Here is a 12917-nt window from a genome sequence, read left to right on the forward strand (position 1 = left end):
GCCACTGCGGGCAATAAAAAGTGCGATATAAGGAGCTTGAGGCAATTCGCCGATGCCGTCAAATCATTGCTTTTTGTCCGTACGCGGCTGGCGCAGGACTTCGTTGATTTGCGGCTGATCGACCGGGCCGGTAATGCGGTAGCGCAGAATCGAGACTTTGTTCCACAGAGGCCCCAGCACTTTGCTGGCGGCAAACACCGCCGCACCGACAATCGGGTTAACGGCAAAGGCCGCCGCCACACCGACAGTCGCGGAAATTTCTGGCGCAACCACCGCTTCCATATCCAGCTCGCGGCGCACCAAATTCACCGAGCCTTTCATGGCGATATCCGCTTCCAGGCCGTCCACCAGCGTATCGTCGGTATGCAGCACACCATCTTTGATCCACGCCGTGCTACGAATGGAATCAAACCAGAACCCCTCGCTGCTGAAGGTATCGCTGAAATCAAAACGCAATTTACGCCACAGCGAGTCGACGCTGAACAGGCGCAGCAACTGCCCGGCATGGCCGGTGCTGATATCGGTAATTTTGCCTTTGCCAAGACGCGTACGCAGGATGCCATTGAGCGACTCCTCCTGCGGTTGCCACGGAGTGCTGCGCCAGTGCAGGTCATAATTAATATCAAACGACGAATCACGCACCGGTGTCGGTATGCCAAAGAAGCCCATCGCAGAATCAATTTTCTCGCCGCGCAGCACGCCTTTCAGTGAAGTACGCTCCGCGCCTTCACGGTTGACCCATTCACCGTCGGCGGTGAGCCGCGCAGTGCCGCTGTCCACCAGGCCGTTCGCTAGCGTCAGCGTATCGCCCTGAATGGCGAAATCGCCATCGATGCGACCATATTTTTGCCCCCACAGCCAGCACTCTGCGCAACGCAGTTGCAGATCCGGCCAGCCGGTAAAATCGATCCGAGTCTGACCGCGCAACAGCGTTGAAGGGGAAGAGATGTCATCATCATTCGGTGCCGTGTTCGACGGGTTGTAGTAGAGGTAGCGGATCGCGGCCTGCCACGGCGCATTATCATGGATCGTCAATGTACCGCTGATTTCGCGCCCCTGCGCTTCAATGGTCGAACCCGAATCTTGCGGCTGCGAAACAATGCTGAGGTTATTCCACTGCTGCCCGCCCAGCGTCAGGGCTGGCGTACGCAGCGTAATGCTCTGCGGGAAGGTGGTTGCACTGCTGACATTATTTGCCACGCCCTGCCTGAACAGACCCAGCCACTGCGCGCCGTTCATTGCTGGCAAGTTGAGTTCAAGCCCGGCCTGATCCGGCAGCGGTGGTAGCGTACGGCTGTCTGAGGTCCAGATCCCGCGATCGAGCGTCAGCTTATTATTCAGCAACCAGCGGCTGTTAAAATGGTTGTTACCACCAGCATTACCGGTTAAATCGAAACTGTGCAGGTTCCCTTCTACCTTTACCTTCAGCGGCAACGCTTTGCCTGCGGGTTTATCCAGCGGCGGCGGTAACGTGCTGGCAAGGCTGCCCAGATCGCCGTCAATATTGACCTTGTAAGTAGTGCCGCCACGGTGCGGCAACTCTACGCCGACATCGCCTTTCCATGCGATGCTGCCGCGCAGCGCATCATTAAGTTGTGGGGGTAAAACGCCGGTTTTTGCCGGTTGCCAGTTTCCGTTGAGATTCACCGCCACCTGATAGGCTTTATCCCCTTCGGTGGTGGAGAAATCGAGGTTCACCGGTTGGTTAAACCAGGTTGCCTGTAGTGGTTCGCTTTTCAGCGTACCGTTCTCGAAACTGAATTTGCCGCTGAGGTTCTTCAGTGTGCTGTTAAGCGGCTTGATAAACAGGCTGTTGTTGTTCAGCGCCACGTCACCTTTGGCGACGGTCTGCTCGCCGTCCAGCGGGATATCAAGATGTAAGCGAGCGCTTACATCACCATCGATTTGCAGCTCATCCAGCGCACTACCCAGCGTATCGTGCAGCGGCGTCTCTTTGAAATAGGGCCCAACGGCTTTGCCCGACCCGTTAATGTCGGCATCAATCAACAGCTTCTCTTTGACGTAATCCGGGATGTTGGCAGTCAGGTTGCTGGCCGTTACACCACCCAGCGCCACTTGACTACTTTTCATCCACAAGCCGTCATTGAGGAAGTCGAGATCGATATCGAGGTTTTGCAGCGCCGGCCAGTCAGGCTGGAAAGCAAAAGTCGCGTTGCGCAGCGGCACCGCAACTTCAAACTGGCCTTCATTGTGCTTAAACGGGAAGAGCTTAGGATTACCGCCAAACAGCAGCGTGGCATCTTGCGTCTGCCCGCCTTTGATCGACGAGCTCAGATACGCTACCAGCTCTTTACCCATCAAATTTTCCGGGAAGTAGCGCCAGGCTTGCCCGGCATCTGTCACATTGATGCCAGCCAGGATACCTAACCAGGGCTCATCACCTTGCAGCTGGAGATAGCGGAAATCACCGCGTGCGCGCAGGGCATTAGCCTGAACGTCGATATTGCGCCCATCCAACTGGAAGCCGTGTTCGTTATTCTGCCAGTTCAGCGTGGCAACGCCTTTTTCAATCTCCAGCGGTTCGGGGAATACCGTCTTATACGGCATCTTCGCCTGCGCGATATCAGCGGTTAAGCGCCCGTTTTCCAGGCTGCCGGCAAGCGTTCCACTGAGATGTTCAACACCGGGCAGCAGTTCCCACTGTTGCCAGGCAATATCCTGCCACTGCGCGTGGAAGCGCGTTTTTTCTGTCACCTGCAAAGGGATATCCAGCGCCAGCTGCTCCAGCTTGCCGCGAGGCTGCATGGTATGCCAGATGTCATACAGTTCCGGTGAGATTTTCTGCGCAATCGGCAGTAGCCCCTCTAAGCCACTGAGCTCAAGGTTACTGGCACGTACGCGCAATTCATCGCTGCGCACGCTGCTGGTATCGCCCACTTCCTGTGCCGGAACCCAGGCAAAACTCAGCGCGCCCTGCGGCCAGGGGTGATCATCAATTGCGATACGCGTTACTGGTACATCAAACTGCCAGCCCTGCTGCTGACGAGAGACATGGGCGGTAAGATTATCCACCGTCATGCGGTGCTGCGTATTATTGCCCTGCCAGCTGGCACCGCCTTTTTTCAGCCATACGTCGCCGCTTTCCACCACGCCTTTGCTTAATGTCATCCAACCTTCAAGGCTGAAGCGCGCGGTATCCAGCGCGACCTTATCCTGCATCCATTTGGCGAGCCAGGGTTTGACATCAATGTCGTCCGCCTGCAACCACACGCGGCCATTATTCAACAGCCCGTTGTCGTCGCGTAGATCCATGCGTACCTGCATAATGCCGTGCTGGCCGGTGAGACTCGAAAGGCTGACTTGCCCTTCCGCACGGTGACGATCGTTGCCGTTAAGCCAGGTAAGTTGCGGGATCGCCAGCTCAGCGCGCTGTCCGGAAAGCGTTAAGAAGCTGATGCGGCTGTCGCGCAGATCAAAGTGATCGAACTGGCGTAAAAACAGATCGCTGATGCGATCCGTGGTGATAGGTTCGCCGGTGTCATTGCGCTGTAGCGGGGTATTGCTATGTGCGACCAGTTGATAAAAGGTGAGATTGCGAAACTGCCAGCGCATGTGTAGCAGGCTTTGCCAGACATCCAGCGCCAGCGTCACGCGTTTGACCGACAGCTCGCCGCCATCGGGCAGCGTCGCGTTAATATCGCGCACATCCAGTTCAGGGCCGAAATTTTCCCAGCGCGCCTGTATCTGGCTGGCCGAGACAGGAACGCCGGTTTGTGCGGTGATACGCGCCAGAATGGGCTCGCGCCAGCTATCCAGATGGGGCAGGACAAGGCGCAGCCCACTTACCAGCAGCGCCGCGATAACAATCAGCGTCGCGCCTGTAAGCAGCAATATCCCCGGCAGTCGCCTCACGCCTCTCTCCTTGTCAACCAAACCCAGACCCGCTCATGTCGCAGCACGCTACGAATTACATCATTACTACGTCAAACTGCTCCTGATTATAGAGCGGCTCGATTTGCACTTTTACCTGCTTGCCAACGAAGATTTCCACCTCCGCCAGCGCGTGCGATTCTTCACCTTTCAGCGCTTCCGCCACCGCCGGGGAAGCGTAAACCAGGAAACGATCGGAATCATAAGCATGATGCACACGAACGATCTCGCGCATGATTTCATAGCACACGGTTTCCACCGTTTTAACGGTGCCGCGGCCATGACAGGTGGGGCATTCATTGCAGAGGACATGTTCCACGCTTTCGCGCGTGCGTTTACGCGTCATTTCGACCAGACCAAGCTGGGAGAAACCATTAATGCTGGTTTTAACCCGATCTTTGCTCAGCGCCTGCTCCAGCGAGTGCAACACGCGACGGCGATGATCGTCATTATTCATATCGATAAAATCGATGATGATAATGCCGCCCAGATTGCGTAAGCGCAGCTGGCGGGCAATGGCCTGCGTGGCTTCAATGTTGGTGTTGAAGATGGTGTCGTCAAGATTGCGATGGCCGACAAACGCACCGGTGTTGATATCAACGGTGGTCATCGCTTCGGTTTGATCGATGATCAGATAGCCGCCCGATTTCAGTTCCACTTTGCGCTCCAGCGCGCGCTGAATTTCATTCTCCACATCGTAAAGATCGAAAATCGGCTGGCGGCCGCTGTAGTGTTCGAGCTTGCTGGTCATCTCAGGGATGTATTCCGCCGTGAACTCCAGCAGCGCTTCAAACGTCAGACGCGAATCCACACGGATACGATCCAGATGAGCGTCGGCGAAATCGCGCAGCACGCGCTGCGCCAGCGCCAGTTCACCGTACAGTTTGCAGCGGCTTTGTTGGCGCTTTTTACGCTCCATCACCTTCGTCCAGACGCGCTTCAGGTACGCCGCATCGGAGGCGAGATCCTCTTCGCACACGCCTTCAGCCGCAGTACGGATAATAAAACCGCCCTGCTCATCGCAATACGCCGCAACGACCTGCTTAAGGCGTTCACGCTCGGCTTCACTCTCAATACGCTGGGAAACACCGACATGCGAAGCGCCCGGCATAAAGACCAGGTAACGGGATGGCAGTGTGATATCCGTGGTCAGGCGCGCACCTTTAGTACCCAGCGGATCTTTTACCACCTGCACCATTAAGTCCTGCCCCTGGCGGACCAGTTCGGAGATGTCGCGCACGGTGAAGTTTTTCTGCTCTTCCCCGGCAACGCATTCGGTGTGCGGCATAATGTCGGAGGCGTGCAGGAACGCTGCCTTTTCCAGACCAATATCTACAAAAGCCGCCTGCATGCCCGGCAGAACCCGGCTGACCCGACCTTTGTAGATATTGCCTACTATCCCGCGCCGTGCTTCGCGCTCGATGTGAATTTCCTGCAGGATGCCGCCGTCAATATAAGCGACGCGTGTTTCCGATGGAGTAACGTTGACCAACAATTCAGCCGTCATGATTATCTTTTCCCTCGCGCAGTGCGTTAAAATTGCTCAGCAATTCCCAGGTTTCCACCAGCGGTAAACCCACAACGGCATGATAACTACCGTTTATTTTTCTCACGAAACAGCCACCCAGCCCCTGAATGCCATAAGCACCGGCTTTATCCAGCGGTTCCCCGCTGGCGACGTAATCGGCGATATCCTTTTCCGATAACACTCTGAAAGTCACTTCTGTTTCCACCAGACAATCAAGCACATGCTGGCTATCTGCCAACGCAACCGCCGTCATCACCTGATGTGTTTGCCCGGAAAGCTGGCGCAACATACTGGCAGCATGCGAGGAGTCTTTTGGTTTTTCAAGCACTTCACCATTAAATATGACGATTGTGTCCGCGCCCAGCACAGGCAGATCGCTTGTGGCCATCGCCACACCGGCCTGCGCTTTTTCGCGCGCGAGGCGTAACACATACTGGCGGGCGCTCTCCTGCGCCTGACGCTGTTCCTCAATACCCGGAACAATACGCGTGAAAGTGACGCCCAGTTGGGTGAGCAACTCCTGGCGACGAGGAGAACCGGAAGCAAGCCAGATATCAGTCATAAACGCCTTATTGCACCGCAAACTGCTGGCGGATCTTACGCATTAACAGGAAGAGCCACGGCCATAGCACGCCATTGACCAGGCTGCTCCAGAAAATTTCTGGTTTAAACGAAACATTAATAACCAGAAACTCCGCCCAGAAGACAATAACTTCTGTCGCCAGCGACAACAGCATCACCACCAGCGCCTGTTGCCAGAGCGCCAGATTACGGAACAACTGGAATTTCAGTGCGACCAGATAGGCGACAATGCTTAACGAAAGCGCGCGTACACCGAGGGTGGATCCGCTAATCAGATCCAGTATGGCACCCATCGCGAAACCCGTGCCAACATTTACGCGGTGCGGCAGCGCGAGGATCCAGTAAAGCAAAATGAGCAATACCCAGTTTGGCCGGTAGACAATGATGTCATCCGGCCAGGGCATGATTTGAAGCAACAGTGCAATTAAAAACGAGAGCCAGATAACCCAGCGCCCCTGGCTACGGTAACTTGCCACTATTGCCCTCCCGGAGAGACTTGCGGCGGCGGCTGCGTAATGCCAGTCGCCGGAGCGGGCATTGGCGCAGGCGGACCCATCGCATCAGGAGAAGGAAGTACCTGCGGCATCATCTGCAGCAGACGTTCGTTCGCCACACGATGCACATCTTCCGGTGTTCTTGGGTTAGTACCGTTACGATCCGCGCCCCACAGCAACAACAGATAACGCAAACGTTGCAGGCCTGCGGTTGGACGCGCCTGAATCACGGTATAAGCACGCTGGGTATCCAGCTTAACCGACGAGACCACCGCAACCGGATACCCTTCCGGGAAACGCCCGCCCAGACCTGATGTCACCAGCACATCGCCAACACGAATATCCGTATTCGCCGGTAAATGTTCGAGTTGCAGATCGTCTGTGCAGCCGTTACCGGCGGCAATCACGCGGATATCGTTACGCAGCACCTGAATCGGCAGCGCATGAGTGGCATCGCAAATCAACAGGACGCGGCTGGTCAGTTTCGCTACCGCCACTACCTGGCCGACAACACCTTTATCGCTGATCACCGGCTGGCCTTCGTACACCCCGTTCGCACTGCCTTTGTCGATAACCACCTGGTCGCTGTAAGGATCGTTAACCGTCGAGATCACCTGGGTCACCATTTTCTGCTCATCCTGACGCAGCGGAGAGCCCAGCAGTTCACGCAGGCGCGCGTTCTCCTGCTTGTACTGCCCTAACATCAGCAGTTCACTGTTTTTTAGCAGCAGTTCCTGACGTAATGCCCGGTTTTCAAGCTCAAGCTGGTCGCGCGAAGCCAACGTCTGGGAAACGTTATCTAATAATTCGCGGGGACCATTGGAAATAAAATAGAAAGGACTGACGGCAGTATCCATGTACGTTCTGATTTGACTGAACGTACCGAGGCGGCTGTCGGCAATAATGACTCCGAGCGCCACCACAACCGCCAGGAAAAGGCGAATCTGCAGTGACGGGCCACGGCTAAAAATTGGCTTCATAGGCTTTGCGTATTCTCAGGCCAGACAGATGCGAAGCGACTATCCGCTTCGCATCTGACGCGGACTATTCTTCGCTGAACAAGTCGCCGCCGTGCATGTCGATCATTTCCAGCGCCTTGCCGCCGCCGCGCGCTACGCAAGTCAGTGGATCTTCTGCAACTACAACTGGAATACCCGTTTCTTCCATCAACAGGCGGTCAAGGTTGCGCAGCAGCGCGCCACCACCGGTCAATACCATACCGCGCTCGGAGATATCAGAAGCCAGTTCCGGCGGGCACTGTTCCAGCGCAACCATAACTGCGCTCACGATGCCGGTCAGCGGTTCCTGCAGCGCTTCCAGAATTTCGTTGGAATTCAGCGTGAAGCCACGCGGAACACCTTCAGCCAGGTTACGGCCACGCACTTCGATTTCACGCACTTCATCGCCCGGGTAAGCAGAGCCAATTTCGTGTTTGATACGTTCTGCGGTCGCTTCACCAATCAGGGAGCCGTAGTTACGACGAACGTAATTAATGATCGCCTCATCGAAGCGGTCACCACCAATACGAACAGAAGAGGAGTAAACCACGCCGTTCAGGGAGATAACGGCAACTTCAGTGGTACCACCACCGATATCCACCACCATTGAACCGGTCGCTTCAGAAACCGGTAAGCCAGCGCCAATTGCGGCCGCCATCGGTTCTTCAATCAGGAACACTTCACGAGCACCAGCGCCCTGCGCGGATTCACGAATTGCGCGGCGTTCAACCTGAGTGGCGCCAACCGGCACACAAACCAGAACGCGCGGGCTCGGACGCATAAAGCTGTTGCTGTGCACTTGTTTGATAAAGTGCTGAAGCATTTTTTCGGTCACGAAGAAGTCGGCGATGACGCCGTCTTTCATCGGGCGGATGGCTGCGATATTGCCCGGCGTACGACCAAGCATCTGTTTCGCTTCATGACCGACTGCGGCCACACTTTTCGGTGAACCGGCACGATCCTGGCGAATGGCCACCACGGAAGGCTCATTCAGTACGATGCCTTGTCCTTTTACATAAATCAGGGTATTCGCGGTACCCAGGTCAATGGACAGGTCATTGGAAAACATGCCACGAAATTTTTTCAACATACTAAGGGATAATCCTGAAAGCTGGGGCGGAAACAAAATCCGCTTACTTTACCAACCACACGTAGCAGCGACAAGGCATAAGAATCATCTGCTACGGTGAAAATTAGTGCAGTTTGTTTCCTTTGTTGCAAAACGACATGATTCTGCCCGGAAGTAAAAAAAGCTCATCTTCCAGTCTGTTGCGTTTGCAGTTTTTCATAAGGACAAACCGGCTTTGTTCACTGCGATAATCCGGCGGGCAGGCACGCACACCCCCAAACATGGCAGCGCGCATTATTCTACGTGAAAACGACTTAAACAGCAGTTCAAACCGAGTATCTTTGCGAATATTTTTTCACATTGGTATCGAGCGGTTGGGAAGCCGCGATAAAATCGCCCTGCCCACCCGCAACACCCCGTTCTACCAGCGTCTGCCATTCGCCACGAGAGCGAACACCGGTCGCGAAAACTCGCGTTCGCGTGCCTTTGCACGCTTCCACGAGGCTCTGCACCAGAAGCTGGTTTTCGGTGCGCTTTTCAATGTTCCTGACCAGCCCCGGATGCAGCTTTAATAATTCAACATCCAACGCTTTAATCCAACTGGTGCTCACCAACGTCAGACCCGCCTGATTTACCACCACGCGGGCGCCTAATGCGTTGATTAAACGCACCACCGACTGTAACCGGCTGATATGTTGACAAACATCCGCCTCAGCAAGTTCAAAAATAATCCGTTTACGTTGAGATTTTTCGCACTGCATTAATATATCGCGTAGCCAGCGTTGAAAACGGGGACGGATCAATGATTCCACTGTTATTTGCATGGCGAGGTTTTCTTCCGGCCAAAAACCCATAAACGGAATCAGCCGCGTCACCTGCAGGCGGTCATACTCTTCAGCCAGACCAAACTGCTGCACCATGGGCATATACTCTTCGGCAATCACTTCTTGTTCGCCGTCGAAAATGCGGCACATCAGCTCGCGGTGATGAACCTGGCCATCACGGTTGATCGCCGGTTTCTGATACACGCGCGGCCCGCCGCGGCTCAGCATCTGCTCAATCAGCGTCCGCCAGCGCACATTTCCACGCCCTTGCTCCGGCAATGTGTCGTCGTACACTGACCAGCTGTTTCCGCCCTGCAACACCGCGTTGCGCGCTGCAGCTTCGGCATGCTCCATGACTTGCACACCGGCTTGCCCGCTACGCCAGGCACAAATACCAATGTGCATAATGTCTTCGCGGGTCAGCGCTTTATTTGGGGGTAACCCGTCCACTGCTTTCAGGATCTGCCCGGCGATGCTCTCCGCTTCCTTTAATGTGCGGTGCGGCAGCAGTACGGCGAAGTCGCTGCGATGGTAGCGAGCCAGTAACGCGCCGGGATAACGCATAATAAAGGTAGAAAGCAGGTTAATGAGGGTAAAGAGATACTCTTCGGTGGTGGTTCCGCCGCTATCGCGCAGCAGATCAAAGTCCGGCAAACGGATCATCATCACCACGCCGTGCGAACCCACCTTTTCCTGATCTTCCAGCAGCGTGGCGAGCTGGTTATCAAAAAACAGACGGTTATTGAGGCCCGTTCGCTTGTCCTGCGCCGCATAGGAGCGGATAAGCGTATCCATGCGGCTACGTTGATCGCTGGCAAACTGGATATCGGTCAGCAGCACATCCAGCGCGCTGCTGGTGCGTGATGGCCACTCATAAATGCTGCCGCGAACCTGCGGCCCGCGCTCGCCGTTGAGGATCCGCGTCGCGCGTGTCTCCAGCAGTTCCTGCCCGGAAAGCTGTCGCCGCAACCAGCGAACGGAGAGAAAGAGGATCACAATCATAAAACCGATCGCCACCGTCAGCGGCGCGGTGGTTAACAACGAACGAAAGTAGTTCGCCATAGGATCCTGGTAAACCAGCGTGAAGGTGAAACCGGGATTTTTCAGGGAGGGAATATGCAGCTCCCGATATTGATAGTTGCTGCCCGCCGGGCGATAACTTCCGTTATGCGAATAACTGAGCACCGTGCGCTGGCCTTGCTTAATCTGAATCTCAATAATGTCTACCGGCACCATTAATTCATCAAGCTGCGGCAACAACCGGGAAACCGGCGTTGAGATCAAGCGCGTATCAATAATTGCCGCCACCGCTTCCACACGATTGGCAACCTTATTTTGAATCGCGTTATAGAAGCTCAGTGAACATCCAATCAGGGTGACGAAAAACGCCAGCCCTGTCAGTAGCGTCACAAAAGCTGAAAATTTCGTCGTTAATCGCATCCTTGTGTTAACTCCGCTTGTATAAAGAACGAAACGATACCGCTCAGGGTTACGTCATAGAAGTAAGTGCTAACTTTGGTGTCTACCCGCGTCCCGGGATAGTGTGGAGGCGGCAGGGAAAACTGGCACCGCGTTTCATATCTGCGAGTATAGCCCTCAGAAATTTTTTGCCAACAATCAATAAGCCTGAAAAATGTCTTAACCTGACTATTTACAATGTTTGGTAACACACTCATGCTCGCGCTCACGCTTCGCTTACACCATGCTTGACGAGAGACTAACGGAGGATGTGATGAAGAAAAAACTAACTGAAGCCGATGTCACTGCGGAATCCGTTTTCATGTTACAGCGCCGCCAGGTGCTGAAAATGCTGGGAATTAGCGCCTCGGCATTGACCCTGGCACCCGGCGCGCGGGCCGATCTGTTGGACTGGTTTAAAGGCCATGACCGGCCAAAAGCGCCATCAGGAAAAGCGCTCGATTTTACGCAACCTGCGCAGTGGAAAGCCTCTCTCCCGCTGACACCGGAAGAGAAAGTCACCGGCTATAACAACTTCTATGAATTTGGCCTCGATAAAGCCGATCCTGCCGCCAACGCCGGGGGAATGAAAACCGATCCCTGGACACTGACCATTGATGGTGAAGTGGCGAAACCGTTAACCCTCGACCACGCGGCGCTGACCTCGCGTTTCCCGCTGGAAGAGCGAATCTACCGGATGCGCTGCGTAGAGGCCTGGTCGATGGTGGTGCCGTGGATCGGCTTCCCGCTGCATAAACTGCTGGCGTTAGTTGAACCCACCAGCAACGCAAAATATGTCGCGTTCCAGACACTTTACGCACCGGATCAGATGCCGGGGCAAAAAGACCGATTTATCGGCGGTGGCCTTAAATACCCGTATGTTGAAGCGCTACGTATAGATGAAGCGATGCATCCGCTCACGCTGCTTACTGTCGGGGTGTATGGCAAAGCGCTGCCGCCGCAAAACGGCGCACCGATCCGCCTGACTGTGCCGTGGAAATATGGTTTTAAAGGCATCAAATCGATAGTCAGTATCAAGCTCACCAGTAAACGACCGCCGACCACCTGGAACCTTGCCGCGCCCGATGAATATGGCTTCTACGCCAACGTGAACCCGCATGTGGATCACCCACGCTGGTCACAAGCAACGGAACGTTTTATTGGATCCGGCGGCGCGCTGGATGTAAAACGTCAGCCAACGCTGCTGTTTAATGGCTACGCTGAAGAAGTGGCTTCGCTTTATCACGGGTTAGATCTGCGGGAGAATTTCTGAGTGCGCTTAACGGCAAAACAGGTGACATGGTTAAAAGTCGCATTGCATCTGGCGGGTCTGCTGCCTTTACTTTGGCTTTTCTGGGCGGCGAATCAGGGCTATTTCAGCGCCGATCCGGCGAAAGACATCCAGCATTTTACGGGCAGAATGGCGCTTAAATTCCTGCTCGCCAGTTTGCTGGTAGCACCGCTCGCACGCTACGCGAAACAACCTTTATTGATCAGAACCCGGCGTTTGCTGGGACTGTGGTGCTTTGCCTGGGCGACGCTGCACCTGACCAGCTACACCTTGCTGGAACTGGGTATTAATAATCTTTCATTATTAGGACAAGAGTTGGTAACGCGCCCTTATTTAACGCTGGGTGCCGTAAGTTGGCTGATTTTGCTGGCATTGGCGTTGACCTCAACGCAATGGGCGCAGCGCAAGCTGGGAAAACGCTGGCAACAACTACACAATTTCGTCTATCTGGTGGCGATCCTCGCGCCGATTCACTACCTTTGGTCGGTGAAAATATTGTCACCGCAGCCGATCCTTTACGCTGCCGCCGCGATTGGGCTGTTAGCGTGGCGCTATAAGAAGTTTCGCCAATGGTGGCGTTAACACGCTCATTGTGTGCAGTTCTCCGCAGATCTACTATCATTCACCGCCAGATTCCGGGCGGTGGTTGATAATCTTCCCTGATAAGACCAGTATTTAGCTGCCAATTGCTACGAAATCGTTATAATGTGCGACTTTGGTTTTCCTGACAGGGGTTTTTAGCCTCTGAAAAGGTGACAATCGCGAATCGAAGGTATATTTTG

The 12917-nt window shown here is 54.7% G+C and carries 9 protein-coding genes; 2 read left to right on the forward strand and 7 right to left on the reverse strand.

Annotation, left to right across the window (positions count from 1 at the left end):
* Positions 1 to 63: 63 nt before the first annotated feature.
* The 7 genes from yhdP to csrD form a co-directional block, all read right to left on the reverse strand.
* The gene (gene yhdP, locus H650_RS11755; protein ID WP_044489504.1) at positions 64 to 3873 is read right to left on the reverse strand and encodes an AsmA2 domain-containing protein YhdP; all 3810 of its coding nucleotides are present in this window, start codon (positions 3871 to 3873) and stop codon (positions 64 to 66) included.
* A 55-nt stretch (positions 3874 to 3928) separates the two neighbouring features.
* Positions 3929 to 5398, reverse strand: coding sequence for a ribonuclease G (gene rng / locus H650_RS11760; RefSeq protein ID WP_017457292.1), 1470 nt, complete (start codon positions 5396 to 5398; stop codon positions 3929 to 3931).
* Positions 5388 to 5981 carry a Maf family protein gene (locus H650_RS11765; RefSeq protein WP_020455465.1) on the reverse strand — a complete coding sequence of 198 codons (594 nt, stop codon included), beginning with the start codon at positions 5979 to 5981 and terminating at the stop codon, positions 5388 to 5390. The genes rng and H650_RS11765 overlap by 11 nt, the downstream gene beginning before the upstream one ends.
* A 7-nt stretch (positions 5982 to 5988) precedes the next feature.
* Entirely contained in the window at positions 5989 to 6477 is a 489-nt protein-coding gene (mreD, locus tag H650_RS11770; RefSeq protein WP_020455466.1) for a rod shape-determining protein MreD, read from the reverse strand.
* Complete coding sequence (mreC, locus tag H650_RS11775; protein ID WP_017457289.1) at positions 6477 to 7475, reverse strand: rod shape-determining protein MreC; 999 nt, start codon at positions 7473 to 7475, stop codon at positions 6477 to 6479. The genes mreD and mreC overlap by 1 nt, the downstream gene beginning before the upstream one ends.
* A gap of 64 nt (positions 7476 to 7539) precedes the next feature.
* Entirely contained in the window at positions 7540 to 8583 is a 1044-nt protein-coding gene (gene mreB, locus H650_RS11780) for a rod shape-determining protein MreB (RefSeq protein WP_006818047.1), read from the reverse strand.
* 305 nt (positions 8584 to 8888) lie between these two features.
* The gene (gene csrD / locus H650_RS11785; RefSeq protein WP_020455468.1) at positions 8889 to 10826 is read right to left on the reverse strand and encodes an RNase E specificity factor CsrD; all 1938 of its coding nucleotides are present in this window, start codon (positions 10824 to 10826) and stop codon (positions 8889 to 8891) included.
* 289 nt (positions 10827 to 11115) lie between these two features.
* Between csrD and msrP the strand changes: the two genes are divergently transcribed.
* Complete coding sequence (gene msrP / locus H650_RS11790; RefSeq protein WP_110093621.1) at positions 11116 to 12117, forward strand: protein-methionine-sulfoxide reductase catalytic subunit MsrP; 1002 nt, start codon at positions 11116 to 11118, stop codon at positions 12115 to 12117.
* Positions 12118 to 12717 (forward strand): protein-methionine-sulfoxide reductase heme-binding subunit MsrQ, encoded by a 600-nt coding sequence (gene msrQ, locus H650_RS11795; protein ID WP_020455470.1) that lies wholly within the window; start codon positions 12118 to 12120, stop codon positions 12715 to 12717.
* Positions 12718 to 12917: the final 200 nt, after the last annotated feature.

It is taken from the genome of Enterobacter sp. R4-368 (assembly GCF_000410515.1).
GTDB lineage: Bacteria > Pseudomonadota > Gammaproteobacteria > Enterobacterales > Enterobacteriaceae > Kosakonia.